Below are 13,181 nucleotides of genomic sequence, written 5' to 3' on the forward strand. Positions count from 1 at the left end.
CCGCGCACGCCCGGCCCGCCCCCGCTCCGGATGCCCGCCGGGTGGCCGCCGGTTACGGTCGGAGGGCCCGTCGAGCCGGTCCGCGCACGGGGAAGGAGCGTGGTCGGGATGGCCCGCAACCGCCGTCTGATCCTCAGTTCACCGTCCGAGGTCTGGAGCCTGCTCGCCGACGGCAGTCGCTACGGGGAGTGGGTCACCGGGACCCAGCGGGTGCTCACCGTGGACCCGCACTGGCCGGACGTGGGCGCCCGGCTGCGGGTGCGCGTCGGGATGGGACCCGTGACGCTGGACGACGACGTCGTGGTGCGGATCTGCGAGCCCGAGCGGCGGCTGGAACTGGAGGCACGGGCCGAACCCTTCGGCGCGGCCCGGATCGCGATGCGGCTGATCCCCTGGGGCGAGCACACCCTCTTCGTCATCGACTGGCATCCGCTGCGGGGGCCCGGCACCCGGATGCACGGGCTGCCCGTCGACTACGTCGTGGCGATCCGCAACGGCATGATGCTGACGAAGCTGGCCCGGATCGCGGTGCGCGAGCACCACGAGCCCGCCCCCACCTGAGGCGGCGGGCTACCAGCCCTTCTCGAACATGCGGGCCATCTCGGCGATCCGCACCTCGTCCCGCCGGTAATAGGTGCGCCGGCCGACCCGCCGGGTGCGCAGCAGACCGAGCCCGGTGAGGAGCCCGAGGTGGGTCTCGGCGACCGCGCGGGGCACCCCGAGCCGCGCGGCCACGGCGGCGGCGGTGACCCCGTCCTCGACGGGGTCGGCGCCCCGCCGCGCGGGGAAGTGCGCGACCGGATCCCTGAGCCATTCAAGGATGGCGAGGCGCGTCTCGTTGACGGGAGTCCTCAGCATGGTCGTTCCCCTCCGTCCGGCCGCGGCGTGGCGCGTGCTTCCACTGTCCCGCAGGACCCACCCCCGTGTCCGGGACTCAGGGGTCGTTGTCCGGTACCGAACGTCCTTGTACGGAACGGCAGTTCGTGTCCGCGCCGCGGCCGGGCCGGAGGCTGGAGGGGTTCGTCGGGCCCCCGGAGACGGGACTGTCCCAGCGGAGCCCACACCCGCACTAGTTGCACGATCAACAAATGCCCGCATCGGTGCTACCGTGCGGGTATGGCAGCGAACACGGCCGAGGCGGGGCTCGAGGAACGGTGGCGGGACATCCTGTCCGTGCACGCCCGGACGATGTGCGAGATCGACCGCGTCCTGCATCCGCACGGGCTGGGCGCGAGCGACTTCGAAGTGCTCGACATCCTTGTGTCCTCGACGCCCGACGCACAGGCGCCGTGCCGGGTCCAGAACCTCGTCGGGCGGGTCCATCTGAGTCAGAGCGCGCTGTCGCGGCTCATCGGGCGCCTGGAGAAGGACGGTCTCGTCGAGCGTTCCGTGTGCGCGGAGGACCGGCGCGGCGTGTACGTGACGCTGACCCCCAAGGGCCGTGCCCTGCACGCCGAGGTACTGCCGCTGCAGCGCGCCGCGCTGGCCCGGATGCTCGGCGCCTGACCCGGGGGCCGGCGCCGGGCGTCCGGGCCGTCGCGCTCACGGACGCGCCAGCAGGGTGCGCACCCCTTCCGACGTGAGGGTCAACGGGTGCTCTGACCCGGCGTCTATCGACAGGGCCAGCTCGTCCGAGGGCCACTGCGAGGCGAGCGCGCCCAGCGGCACCAGACGGTAGCGGGAGACGGTCGGCAGGAGCTCCGCCATCGCGGGCTCCGAGGTGAAGACGGGGACCACGGGCTCGGCGCCCGACCGTTCGATCACCGGGAGCGCCACGACGCCGGGGTCCGTGGCGTCGCCGTCACCGGCGTCGTCGGGCACGGGCACGAGGACGTCGCTGCTCGCCAGCGTGTCCATCGCCGCCCGGTCCTCGGTGTTGTCGGCCAGCGCGTCCAGCGCTCGCCTGGCCGGTGTCGCGGAGTTGTCGTGCGCGGGTGTGTTCATGGCGAAATCCCCAGGTAGCGGCGGTCGTACAACCCGCCAAGGGCATGCTTGGGCCTCGGCGCGGTCATGCCCGCCTACCCGATCCGGAGTGCGGCATTCCTCCGCGGTGGCCCGGGTGTGCGCATGGCGCTGAGGGTCGCGCCGAACGGTCGTAGCCTGAAGGCACGGAACGAAGCGGATCCGGTCCTCGCGGGTGCGGGAGGCGGATATGCGGTACGACGACCGCCGGACTGCCGGGCGGCTCCTCGCCGGGGAGCTGGAGGAGCTGCGGGGCGGTGACGTGGTCGTTCTGGCCCTGCCGCGCGGCGGGGTGCCGGTGGCGGCCGAGGTCGCCCGGCACCTGCGCGCGCCCCTCGATGTGCTGGTGGTGCGCAAGCTGGGGGTGCCCGGTCAGCCGGAGTGGGCGTTCGGGGCGATCGGCGAGCACGGTGTGCGGGTCCTGAACCGGGATGTGATCGCGGCGGCCGGGGTCTCGTCCACCGCGCTGGAGTCGGTCGAGGCGGCCGAGCGCGCCGAGCTGGGGCGGCGGGTACGGGCCTACCGGCGGCGGCGGGAGGCGGTGCCGGTGAACGGACGTACGGCCGTGGTGGTGGACGACGGACTCGCCACCGGCGCGACCGCCGAGGCCGCCTGCCGGGTGGTCCGGGGTCAGGGCGCGGCCCGGGTCGTCCTCGCGGTGCCGGTCGCGCCCGAGCACTCGGTGACCCGGCTGCGGCAGGTGGCCGACGCCGTGGTGTGCCCGCGCACGCCCCGCGACTTCGGCTCGGTGGGCGCCTGGTACCGGGACTTCGACCAGGTCCCCGACGCGGAGGTGGTCTCCCTGCTGGCGCGGGCCACCGCCGCGGTCCCGCCGACCGGGAACACGGCGGTGCCGGTGGAGCGGGAGGTGCGGATCCCGGCCGCGGGGTCGCAGCTCGGCGCGTGGCTGGCGGTGCCGGACGGGGCGCCGGTGGCGGTGGCCTTCGCGCACGGCAGCGGCAGCAGCCGGCACAGTCCGCGCAACCGGTATGTGGCGGCCGCGCTGCAGCGCGCGGGCCTGGCGACGCTGCTGCTCGACCTGCTCACCGACGCCGAGGCGCACGACCGGCACAACGTCTTCGACATCCTGCTGCTGGCCCGGCGCCTGCACGCCGCGTCCGTGTGGCTGCACACGCAGACCGGGCTGCCCGTCGCCTACTTCGGCGCCAGCACCGGGGCGGCGGCAGCGCTGGAGGCCGCCGCGCTGTCCGGCTCCGGCATCCGCTCGGTGGTCTCCCGGGGCGGCCGGCCCGACCTCGCGACACCGGCGGCGCTGACCCGGCTGCGCGCGCCGACGCTGCTCATCGTCGGCAGCCGGGACACCCATGTGCTGAGCCTCAACCGGCTGGCGGCGGACCGGATGCACTGCGAGCACCGGATCGCCGTCGTCCCCGGCGCGACCCATCTGTTCGAGGAGCCCGGCGCTCTGTGCACGGTGGCGGAACTGGCCTGCGACTGGTTCACCGGCCATGTCGGACGGCCGACCGCGGGGGCCTCGCCGAGCCGCTCGGCCTGAGGGGCGGCTGATTTCGGCCGCCCGGGGGCCGGGCCTCCGCCAACCTCCCGCACCGTGGAGATTGAGTGTTGAACTTATGTCTAGACTCTGGGTCCGGTATGAAGAAGGACCCCCACGTGAGCGAACCCGACCGTCTCGTCTGCCCTGCGTGCGGCGCCCCCAGGGCGTCCGACGGCACCCCCGCGTGCGACTGCGGCGACCGGGCCGCCGACGCCCGCAGCCAGGCCCGTACGGCGGAGGTGGCGGCCGCGGAGGACTTCGATCCGGTGCGGATCCGCCCCTTCGTGGGCCTGGACGAGACGGACGGCACCGGAGCGCAGGCGCCACCACCGGCCGACCGGACCGAGGAGACGACACCCCTCTCCCCCGCCACCGACGACGAGCCGCCCACTGCCGAGCCAGGGCCGAAGCGCCCCAGGCGCCGTCGCGCCCCGCTGATCGCCGGGGCCGGCGCCCTGCTGGCGGTGGCGGTGACGGGTGCCTCCTTCGGCGGCCTGTTCGGCTACGACAGCCCGGCCCGGGACGGCGCCGCCGACGACGGCCTGCGGGCCCCGCTGCCCGACAGCTCGGCCGAGACCGGCACCGGAGCAGGCACCACCCCCGGCCCGGTGTCCACGGCACCGTCGTCGCCGTCGGCCGGCTCCCCCTCGGCGACCCGGTCGACCGGCCCCTCCCCCACGCCGACCCAGGCGTCCGGCACCGCGTCGGCGAAGCCGTCCGGTGCGGCCCCGACCGGTGGCCCGGACCCCACGCCGACCGGACCGGCGGGCGCACCGCCGGTCCTCCGCCCGGGCGACGAGGGGCCCGAGGTGGTCGAACTCCAGCTCCGGCTGCGCCGGACCGGCCTCTACGGCGGCGAGGCCGACGGTGTCTACGGCCGGTCCGTCGAGAACGCGGTCCGCGCCTACCAGCTGACCCGGGTCGTCCTCGACGACGAGTCCGGCGTCTACGGGCAGCCGACCCGCACGGCCCTGGAGTCCGAGACTCCCGAGCCCTGAGGCGTCACGCCGCGCACGCGCCCGCGGCGCACTCCGTCAGCCAGGCGTCGAAGTCGGCGTCGTAGCGGGTGCCGATCCCGGTGGCGTACACGGCGTGCCCGCCCGCGTAGTCACCCGCGCGGAACCGCTCCAGCATGCGGTGCACGTCGGCCGGGTGCCGTTCGAGCATGTAGCGCACCGCCAGATATCCCCAGGCGTAGGTGCGGTTGACGTCGCTGTTGGCGTAGGTGTTCCCGAAGAGCGTGCTCAGCCGGTACGTGTGCCGCCCGGCCTCGGCGACCGCGTTCGCGTACGTGAGGCCCCGGTAGCCGTAGGAGACGTACTCGGCGAAGCCCTCGATCCACCAGACGTCCGGCACCGAGGTCTGCTGGGCGAAGTCGCCCTTCAGGTTGTCGCGGGCGTCCAGGTAGTGCGTGTACTCGTGGTTGAGGTTCCAGATGCGGGCGGCGTGCCCGGTGTCCTCGCTCTTGCGGTACATGACCGCGAAGGGCGCGTTCGCGGGGTCCGCCGGATCGCCGATGAGGGTCATGCCGCCGTTGTCGGTGCTGATGCCGAAGATCGCGCCGGCGTAGGTGCGGTAGTCCTCGCGCCCGGCGAAGACGTAGAGGTCGAGCGTGGACAGGTGCTGGCCCGGGATGGGGCCCGGGTTCCGGACGACGTCGTGGACGTAGGCGTCCTGGCCGAGCACGCTGGCGCACGCCGCGTCGAGGTCGGTCCGGCTGAGGGACTGGGCGCGGATCGTGCGGGTGGCGTCGCAGCGGTGGGTGATCGGCAGGGCCGCGCGCATCAACCGGCCGCGCAGGTCGCAGATGCCGTAGTACGCGCAGTTGTCACCGTCGTAGGTGTCGGCCTGGGTGGCGACGCTCACCCAGAGGGCGGCGGTGGGGCCGGTGATCCGGGCGGTGTCCAGCAGGTGCCGTATGCGGGGGCGGACGGTGGTCCGCTGGCCGGGGTGCTCGACGTGCCGGGCCAGGTTCATCCCGGCGTTGGAGGTGAGGTGGCCGCGCTCGGTGCCCAGCAGGTCGAGATGGGCGAGGGCGAAGCTGTGCAGGGTGTACACGACGGACCGGTCGGCGGTGACGGCCCGGACGTAGTCGGGGTTCCAGTGGCCGCGCCAGAGCGGGGTGTGCACGGCGTTGACGGCGGCGAGCATGCTGGGGATGCCGTCGTAGGAGTGGTCGTAGTCGTCCAGGACGCGCTGGTAGACGTCGAGGTAGCGGGCCTGCCGGTCGGCGCTGTCGGTGAGGATGACGACCTCGCTCAGCACGTCGCCGTTGGCCGCCGTGACATCGCGGGAGCGGGGGCGGGCGAAGAAGGTGTCCAGGCCGCGGGTGGTGGCCCGGGTGAGGGTGGTGCCGTAGGGGCCGGTGGCGGCGGGGTGGTTGAACCGCACGTAGTAGCCGGCCCGCAGGAAGAGGACGAGCTGGCTGATACGGGCGCTGTTGTCGCCGTGGTACGTCCGCGCGACGCGCGTGAACGCGTCGGCGACCGTGACCATCCGGGACTCCCGGAAGACGGCGCGGGCGTCCGTGGCGCCGACCGCGAAGAGGCTGTTCACGCAGTCCCTGGTGGACGCCTTGACGAAGGCGACGAGCGCCGCCCCGGTACGGCTGCCGAAGTCGGCGGGGGTGCAGGCGGCGGGCGCGGCGGCCTTGCGGGCGGGGAGGTGGGCCGGGGTGAGGGGCGGCACCTGGGCCGGGCTGACCGGCCGCTCCCGGACGGCGGGGCCGGAGGAGGTGCCGGTGGGGGGCGGGACCGGTGTACTCGCGGGGGCGACGACAGGAGTGGGGTCGGGCCGCGCGGCCAGGGCGGGGACCGTCATCGTCGTGGTGAGGGCGACACCGGCGGCCAGTGCGGACGCCAGGCGTCCGGGCAGCACGAAGCGGTAGCGCATCGGGGATCCTCCAGGGACGGATGCGCCTCGGGGTGGGGTGCTGAGGCGTGAGAGGACTGTCTCAACGCGGGTGCGGCCCAACAACGGCGTACGGCATAGCAGTTGGGGCTGTTCGGTCATAACGTCCGGCGGCCCGGGGCTCGTCGCGGTTACGCGCCCGGCACTCCCCAGGTGCGGGCGGCCCAGGCCCTCAAGTGCGGTGACTGGGCGACGAGTTGGCGGTGTGCCTCGGCGGCGGACTGGAACAGCGCGTCGGCCAGCTCCTCGGTGACGGCCTCACGCCGCCAGGCCAGGACGTAACGGCACCACAGCGGTGTGCCCTGCAGCGGCTTCACGACCACCTGCGGGAGGGGCCGCATCGTCGGCTGCACGACGGCCACGCCCAGCCCGTCGGCGATCATGCCCTGCAGTTGCCGGTGGTCGCCGAGGAACTCGTGCGCGACGGCCGGCGTGAACCCTGCGGCCGTACAGGCCGCGTGGAACACCTCGGGCCAGCCCGCCCCGTCGTCCGGGGTCAGGAACCACTCCTCCCCCGCCAGGTCGGCGAGGGCGACCTGGGAGCGCTGGGCGAGCGGATGACGGGCCGGCAGGGCCACGAAGGTGGGCTCGGTGACGATCCCGCGATGGGCGACCTCGTCGGAGTGGCGGAGCTCACGCCCCGGGTAGTCGGCGGCGAGGGCGGCGTCCACCGCACCCTCCTCCAGCAGCTCGACGATCCGCGAGGACGCGTAGACGCTGTTCACCGCGAGGGAGACGTCCGGCATCCGGGCGCGCAGCCCGGACACCATGCCCGCCAGCATCGGCGAGTTGGTCGCGGCGACCTTCAGTGTGCGGCGGGCCGCCGCGCCGCCGCCGGCGGGCCGCCGGCCGATCGCGTCCGCGCGGGCCAGCACGTCCCGGGCGGAGGCGACGACCTCGAAGCCGTACGGGGTCAGCTGCACGCCGGCCGGGCCGCGCTCGAAGACGGGCTCACCGAAGTACCGCTCGATCCGGCGGAGCTGGGTGCTGACCGCGGGCTGCGAGTAGCCCAGCTCCGCCGCCGCCCGGCCGACGCTCCCCGCGTCCGCGATGGCGCACAGCACCCGCAGATGCCGCAGCTCCAGCTCCACCCGTCCCACCCTCCTCGTCGGGCCGCCGCTCCGCCGCACTCCGGCGAAACAGGGCGATAGAGGGCCATCTCATCATGTGCGGACCCCCCTTCGAACACCCGTCGAACCCTGCGGTTAGCATATGAGCGCCACCTAGCTCGAAAGATAGGCCCGCGCCCGTGACTGTCAACGACGACTCGTTCACCCACTGGAAGAACCGCGAGGAGATCGCGGAATCGATGATCCCGATCATCGGGAAGCTGCACCGGGAGAGGGACGTCACCGTCCTCGTCCACAGCCGCTCCTTGGTGAACAAGTCGGTGGTCAGCATCCTCAAGACCCACCGCTTCGCCCGGCAGATCGCGGGCGAGGAGCTCTCGGTCACCGAGACGCTCCCCTTCCTCAAGGCGCTCGCCGCTCTCGACCTCGGTCCGTCGCAGATCGACCTCGGCATGCTGGCGGCCACCTACAAGGCGGACGACCGCGGTCTGTCGGTGGAGGCGTTCACCGCCGAGGCCGTCGCGGGTGCCACCGGCGCCAACAAGATCGAGCGGGGCGAGGGACGCGATGTCGTCCTGTACGGCTTCGGCCGCATCGGCCGGCTCGTCGCCCGTCTGCTCATCGAGAAGTCGGGTTCGGGCAACGGCCTGCGGCTGCGCGCCATCGTCGTGCGCAGCGGCGGCGAGCAGGACATCGTCAAGCGGGCCTCGCTGCTGCGCCGCGACTCCATCCACGGGCAGTTCCAGGGCACGATCACCGTGGACGAGGCGAGCAGCACGATCTTCGCCAACGGCAACGCGATCAAGGTGATCTACGCCAACGACCCCTCCGAGGTCGACTACACGGCGTACGGCATCAAGAACGCCATCCTGATCGACAACACCGGCAAGTGGCGCGACCGCGAGGGCCTGTCGAAGCACCTGCGCCCCGGTGTCGACAAGGTCGTGCTGACCGCCCCCGGCAAGGGCGACGTCCCGAACATCGTGCACGGCGTCAACCACGACACGATCAAGCCGGACGAGCAGATCCTGTCCTGCGCCTCCTGCACCACCAACGCCATCGTGCCGCCGCTGAAGGCGATGGACGACGAGTACGGCGTGCAGCGCGGGCACGTGGAGACGGTCCACTCGTTCACCAACGACCAGAACCTGCTGGACAACTACCACAAGTCCGAGCGCCGGGGCCGCTCCGCGCCGCTCAACATGGTCATCACCGAGACCGGCGCCGCCTCGGCCGTCGCCAAGGCGCTGCCCGACCTCAAGGCCCGCATCACCGGCAGCTCGATCCGGGTGCCGGTGCCGGACGTCTCCATCGCGATCCTCAACCTGCAGCTGAAGCGGGAGGCGACCCGCGAGGAGGTGCACGACTACCTCCGCGAGGTGTCGCTGACCTCGCCGCTGCGCCGCCAGATCGACTTCATCACGGCGCCCGACGCGGTCTCCAGCGACTTCATCGGCTCCCGGCACGCGTCGATCGTGGACGCGGGCGCACTGAAGGTGGAGGGCGACAACGCCATCCTCTACCTCTGGTACGACAACGAGTTCGGCTACTCCTGCCAGGTCATCCGGGTCGTCCAGCACGTCTCCGGCGTCGAGTACCCGACGTACCCGGCCCCGGCCGTCTGATCCGGTCCCCGTGCCGCAAGGCCGGGACGGACCTCCACTACGGAGCGTCCGCCCCGGCCACCTGCCCGGCGACCCAGGCCAGGAACTCCCGCACCCGCTCGGCGGGGAGCGGGACCGCGGCCGTACGGGACGGCTGCTCGTAGCTGCGCAGGGCGGCCTCGACGAGCGGGCGGAAGCGCTCCTCTGCGGCCGCGACCGCACGGGCCGCTGCCCGCTTGGGCTCCCAGCGTCCGGTCCGGCGGTGGCGCACGGCCCGGCAGCCGTTGAGGACCCGGTTGTCCGCGAGGTGCCCGTCGCCGGTGCCGTGCTCCCGGACGGAGGCGCGGATCGCGGCGAGCAGATCGGCGCGGGCGGGTTCGGCGATCACCTCGCGCGCGGGCGCCCCGTACAGCGTCCGTCCGGCCTGGTGGGCGACCGAGCGGTCGATGACGTACCAGAACGCCGGGGACTCCCCCGGGTCGAGGCTCACGCGTGAGGGCAGCAGCGGCCCGGTGTTGAGGTCCAGCAGATAACCGGCGTCACCGGACGGCCCCGCCGCGAACCCGGCGTCGTACACCGCGAGTTCGAGTCCCGCCGCCGGGCAGGGCAGTGCGGGGTGCGCGAGTTCGGCGGCGAGGTCCAGCAGCAGGGAGGCGGGCGGTGTCCCGTCCAGTACGACGGTGACGTCGATGTCGCTGCGGCCGTGCCGGTAGTCGCCGAGCGCGACGGAACCGACGGCGACGGCGCTCACCAGGCGCGCGCCGCACAGGCGGTGCGTTCGGCGGACCAGTTCCGTGAAGTAGGGCCGCAGCACGGCGGGGACGGCGTGCGGGTCCACGAGGGTCGGGGTCATGGGCCCAGTGTTCCGTGCGGCCGGAAACCGCCGCATGCCCGATAGGCATCGGTCCGGTCCGTTCGTTCCGGTGGCGCCGGTGTCCCGGTTCCGGCCAATATCGGCGTACGACACGACAGGCGGCGCGCGGGAGCCCACGGCCGGGCCTCCACCCGGAACCCTCGGTCTGCCCTGCGCGTTCGCCACCCCGCCCACGCCTTCACATCGCCATCACGCCTCCTCCACATGACAGACACATCAAGCCGGGGTGCCCGGCGCGGGGCAGACGGTGCGCGTGACGCCTGCCTAGCCTCCCGGGCCATGCGATCACCACGTATGAGACGCCTGGGTCTCACCACCGTCCTCGCCCTCCTGCTGGCCGTGTTCGGGCTCGCCCCGAGCGCGAGCGCGGCGGACCCCGCACCGGCGGCCCTGACCTTCGCCACCGACGCCGCGACGACCACGCCCGGCGGCACGGTGCAGCTCTCGATGACGCTCACCAACAACAAGACGTACGACGTCCTGTTCGTCTACCAGACGATCGAGCCGACCTGGCTCACCACCCAGCGCCCCGACCTGAAGTACAGCTTCACCGGCTGCACCCTCGCCACGGCCGCGGGCAGCACGCCGTGCGCCGGCACCGGGCCCGCCAACCTGGGCACGAACTACGGGGCGACCGTGCCGCCCGGCCAGAGCCGCACCGTCACACTGACGCTCCAGATCGCCGCCGACTCCGGCTGCAACGGCAACATCGGCTTCTACTCGTACTACTACGCCGAGTTCAGCGACGCGACCAGCACCAGCGGGGGCCCGGTCTTCACACCGGAGACCCGGGTGCTCTGCGCCTGACCGCGTGACCGCCGGCCCCGCGCGGGACCCCTCTCCCGGGCGGGGCACGGTGACGAAAGCGAGCCGTATGGAGCAAGAGACCGGCCAGGGGGCGGCGAAACGCCGCCGTGGTCCTTCTCGCCCCTGGACAAAGGGACGAACATGCCCGGTCATGGAGATCTTGCTCGTCGCCAGTGCGTTCAACAGCCTGTCCCAGCGCGTGTACGCGGAACTGTCCGACCAAGGGCACCGGGTGGACGTCGTCCTCGCCTCGCAGGGCGACGAGGCGGTACGGACCGCGGTCCGCGCGACCCGCCCGGAACTGATCGTCGCCCCCATGCTGAAGACGGCCCTGCCGGAGGACGTGTGGCGGGAGCACACCTGTCTCGTCGTGCACCCCGGTCCGCCGGGGGACCGCGGGCCGTCCGCCCTGGACTGGGCCATCGCCGACGGGGCCACCCACTGGGGCGTGACCGTCCTGCAGGCCGAGGCGGCCATGGACGCGGGCGCCGTGTGGGCTGCCGAGACGTTCCCCGTGCCCGAGGTCGGCAAGAGCGACCTGTACCGGGGCGAGATGTCCGACGCCGCCTCCGCCGCCGTACTGCAGGCCGTGCGCCGGTACGCCGAAGGATCGTTCAAGCCGAAGCCCCAGACCGACCCCTCGATCCGGGTGCTGTGGCGCGACGCCTTCCGCCAGGAGCAGCGGCGGATCGACTGGGACCGGGACGACACCCGGACCGTGGTGCGCAAGCTGCGCGGCGCCGACTCCCAGCCCGGAGTCCTCGACGAACTCCTCGGCCGTGAGCTGTTCCTGCACGGCGGGCACCCCGAGGACCGGCTGCGGGGACGACCCGGCGAGCTGCTGGCGACCCGCGCCGGGGCGATCTGCCGGGCCACCGTGGACGGCGCGGTCTGGATCCCCGAGCTGCGCCCCCGCAAGGCGTCCGGCGACCCGGCGCCCTTCCGCCGCCCCGCCGCCTCCGTACTGGACTCCTTCCAGCGGCCCGCCGAGCCGCGGCTCCCGGAGATGGCCGCGCCCCTCGAACTGCCCGCCGACCGCACCACCTTCACCGACATCCGCTACCGGCAGCGCGGCGACGTCGGCTTCCTGCGCTTCTCGTTCCCCGGCGGCGCGATGAGCACCGAGCACTGCCGCCGGCTGCACGCCGCCTACCGGTACGCCCTCACCCGGCCGACCCGGCTGCTGGTGCTCGGCGGCGCCCGTGACTTCTTCTCCAACGGCATCCATCTGAACGTCATCGAGGCGGCGCCGGACAGCGCGGGCGAGTCCTGGTCGAACCTCAACGCCATGGACGACCTGGTCGAGGCCGTGCTGCGCACCACCGACCGGCTGGTGGTGGCGGCCCTGGGCGGCAACGCGGCGGCCGGCGGGGTCATGCTCGCCCTCGCCGCCGACGAGGTGTGGTGCCGCTCCGGCGCCGTCCTCAACCCGCACTACCGCCGGATGGGCCTGTACGGCTCGGAGTTCTGGACGTACTCGCTGCCGCGCCGGGTCGGCGTCGAGACGGCGCACCGGCTGACCACCGAGGCCTTCCCGGTGAGCGCCGCGACCGCCGCGCGGATCGGCCTGGTGGACCGTCTGGTGGCCACGCCACCGCAGGAGTTCGGCGCCGAGGTGGACCGGCTGGCCGCCGCGCTCGCCGGTGACCGGGACCTGGAGCGGCGGATCGAGGCCAAGGCGGCGGCCCGGCAGGCCGACGAGAAACGGCAGCCGCTCGCCGAGTACCGCCGGGACGAGCTCGCCCGGATGCGGGCGATCTTCTTCGACCCGCGCGCCCCGTACCACGCCCTGCGGTCGGCGTTCGTACGCAAGCAGCCGGCGGGCGCGCGATGAGCGGACGGGTGCTGGTGGCGGGGGTCGGGAACATCTTTCTCGCGGACGACGCCTTCGGCCCGGAGGTGATCCGCGCCCTGGACGAGAGGCCCCTGCCGTCCGGGGCGACGGTCCGGGACTTCGGCATCCGCGGGCTCGACCTCGCCTACACCCTGCTCGACGGCTACGACACCGCCCTCCTGGTCGACGCGGCGGTCCGGGGCCACACCCCGGGCACCCTGTCGCTCATCGAGCCGGACCTCCCCGACGGCACGCGCGGCGGGCCGCCCCCCGAGGCGCACGGCATGGATCCGGCGAAGGTCCTGGCGCTCGCCGCCCACCTGGGCGACGAACCGCTCCCCCGGGTCCTCGTCCTCGCCTGCGAGCCCGAACGGGTCCCGCGCGGCGACGAGGACATCACGCCCGGCATGAGCGCGACGGTCCTGACGGCGGTACGGCACGCGGTGGAGGCCCTGCACCACCTGGTCCCGGTGCTGCTCGCCGACCCCGCGGCGACGCCCGCGTTGCGCCGCCCGGACGAATCCCCCGCCCTGTCCCCGGCCGGGGTCCGGCCGACGGCGGCCGGGGGCGCGGAGGATCGGTAGCGGACCGGCACCCCGGTCCC

General features: G+C 73.7%; 13 protein-coding genes. 8 read left to right on the plus strand and 5 right to left on the minus strand.

The genetic code is table 11. The features are described from left to right. Positions 1-108: 108 nt before the first annotated feature. The gene (locus tag KBY32_RS07795) at positions 109-561 is read left to right on the plus strand and encodes an SRPBCC family protein (protein ID WP_210979368.1); all 453 of its coding nucleotides are present in this window, start codon (positions 109-111) and stop codon (positions 559-561) included. A 9-nt stretch (positions 562-570) separates the two neighbouring features. Here the strand turns inward: KBY32_RS07795 and KBY32_RS07800 are convergent, their stop codons facing one another. After that, entirely contained in the window at positions 571-858 is a 288-nt protein-coding gene (locus KBY32_RS07800; RefSeq protein WP_210979369.1) for a helix-turn-helix domain-containing protein, read from the minus strand. Positions 859-1,116: 258 nt separating this feature from the next. Here KBY32_RS07800 and KBY32_RS07805 point away from each other — a divergent pair, with 258 nt between their 5' ends. Continuing rightward, entirely contained in the window at positions 1,117-1,506 is a 390-nt protein-coding gene (locus tag KBY32_RS07805) for a MarR family winged helix-turn-helix transcriptional regulator (RefSeq protein ID WP_055619645.1), read from the plus strand. A gap of 36 nt (positions 1,507-1,542) precedes the next feature. On the opposite strand, the gene KBY32_RS07810 is transcribed toward KBY32_RS07805, so the two are convergent. Continuing rightward, a complete protein-coding gene (locus KBY32_RS07810; RefSeq protein ID WP_055619644.1) occupies positions 1,543-1,944 on the minus strand; it encodes an SseB family protein in 402 nt (133 codons plus the stop codon). Between the two features lie 208 nt (positions 1,945-2,152). Here KBY32_RS07810 and KBY32_RS07815 point away from each other — a divergent pair, with 208 nt between their 5' ends. Both KBY32_RS07815 and KBY32_RS07820 read left to right on the plus strand, forming a co-directional pair. After that, positions 2,153-3,478, plus strand: coding sequence for a phosphoribosyltransferase family protein (locus tag KBY32_RS07815; RefSeq protein WP_210979370.1), 1,326 nt, complete (start codon positions 2,153-2,155; stop codon positions 3,476-3,478). 116 nt (positions 3,479-3,594) lie between these two features. Beyond that, entirely contained in the window at positions 3,595-4,476 is an 882-nt protein-coding gene (locus tag KBY32_RS07820; protein WP_210979371.1) for a peptidoglycan-binding protein, read from the plus strand. A 4-nt stretch (positions 4,477-4,480) separates the two neighbouring features. Here KBY32_RS07820 and KBY32_RS07825 read toward each other — a convergent pair whose 3' ends face one another. Next, positions 4,481-6,370: a collagenase gene (locus KBY32_RS07825; RefSeq protein WP_210979372.1), complete on the minus strand. Its 1,890-nt coding sequence runs from the start codon at positions 6,368-6,370 to the stop codon at positions 4,481-4,483. 149 nt (positions 6,371-6,519) lie between these two features. Continuing rightward, on the minus strand, positions 6,520-7,479 hold the full coding sequence (locus KBY32_RS07830) for a LysR family transcriptional regulator (protein WP_210979373.1): 960 nt from the start codon (positions 7,477-7,479) through the stop codon (positions 6,520-6,522). Between the two features lie 158 nt (positions 7,480-7,637). Between KBY32_RS07830 and KBY32_RS07835 the strand changes: the two genes are divergently transcribed. Continuing rightward, positions 7,638-9,083: a glyceraldehyde-3-phosphate dehydrogenase gene (locus KBY32_RS07835; protein ID WP_055619640.1), complete on the plus strand. Its 1,446-nt coding sequence runs from the start codon at positions 7,638-7,640 to the stop codon at positions 9,081-9,083. A gap of 37 nt (positions 9,084-9,120) precedes the next feature. Here KBY32_RS07835 and KBY32_RS07840 read toward each other — a convergent pair whose 3' ends face one another. Next, complete coding sequence (locus KBY32_RS07840; protein WP_210979374.1) at positions 9,121-9,915, minus strand: aminoglycoside adenylyltransferase domain-containing protein; 795 nt, start codon at positions 9,913-9,915, stop codon at positions 9,121-9,123. A gap of 315 nt (positions 9,916-10,230) precedes the next feature. Here KBY32_RS07840 and KBY32_RS07845 point away from each other — a divergent pair, with 315 nt between their 5' ends. From KBY32_RS07845 to KBY32_RS07855, 3 genes are all read left to right on the plus strand, one after another. Further along, positions 10,231-10,743 carry a hypothetical protein gene (locus tag KBY32_RS07845; protein WP_234350730.1) on the plus strand — a complete coding sequence of 171 codons (513 nt, stop codon included), beginning with the start codon at positions 10,231-10,233 and terminating at the stop codon, positions 10,741-10,743. Positions 10,744-10,894: 151 nt separating this feature from the next. Beyond that, positions 10,895-12,577 (plus strand): hydrogenase maturation protein, encoded by a 1,683-nt coding sequence (locus KBY32_RS07850; protein ID WP_210979375.1) that lies wholly within the window; start codon positions 10,895-10,897, stop codon positions 12,575-12,577. Then, complete coding sequence (locus tag KBY32_RS07855; protein WP_210979376.1) at positions 12,574-13,161, plus strand: hydrogenase maturation protease; 588 nt, start codon at positions 12,574-12,576, stop codon at positions 13,159-13,161. Before KBY32_RS07850 ends, KBY32_RS07855 begins: the two co-directional genes overlap by 4 nt. Positions 13,162-13,181: the final 20 nt, after the last annotated feature.

Source organism: Streptomyces sp. RK62 (assembly GCF_018070255.1).
GTDB classification, from domain to species: Bacteria; Actinomycetota; Actinomycetes; order Streptomycetales; family Streptomycetaceae; genus Streptomyces; species Streptomyces nigra.

Coding starts and splice junctions, on each gene's coding strand:
- KBY32_RS07825 (WP_210979372.1), bottom strand. CDS start 6,370: ATGCGCTACCGCTTCGTGCTGCCCGGACGCCTGGCGTCCGCACTGGCC.
- KBY32_RS07815 (WP_210979370.1), top strand. CDS start 2,153: ATGCGGTACGACGACCGCCGGACTGCCGGGCGGCTCCTCGCCGGGGAG.
- KBY32_RS07805 (WP_055619645.1), top strand. CDS start 1,117: ATGGCAGCGAACACGGCCGAGGCGGGGCTCGAGGAACGGTGGCGGGAC.
- KBY32_RS07850 (WP_210979375.1), top strand. CDS start 10,895: ATGGAGATCTTGCTCGTCGCCAGTGCGTTCAACAGCCTGTCCCAGCGC.
- KBY32_RS07795 (WP_210979368.1), top strand. CDS start 109: ATGGCCCGCAACCGCCGTCTGATCCTCAGTTCACCGTCCGAGGTCTGG.
- KBY32_RS07810 (WP_055619644.1), bottom strand. CDS start 1,944: ATGAACACACCCGCGCACGACAACTCCGCGACACCGGCCAGGCGAGCG.
- KBY32_RS07840 (WP_210979374.1), bottom strand. CDS start 9,915: ATGACCCCGACCCTCGTGGACCCGCACGCCGTCCCCGCCGTGCTGCGG.
- KBY32_RS07845 (WP_234350730.1), top strand. CDS start 10,231: ATGAGACGCCTGGGTCTCACCACCGTCCTCGCCCTCCTGCTGGCCGTG.
- KBY32_RS07800 (WP_210979369.1), bottom strand. CDS start 858: ATGCTGAGGACTCCCGTCAACGAGACGCGCCTCGCCATCCTTGAATGG.
- KBY32_RS07855 (WP_210979376.1), top strand. CDS start 12,574: ATGAGCGGACGGGTGCTGGTGGCGGGGGTCGGGAACATCTTTCTCGCG.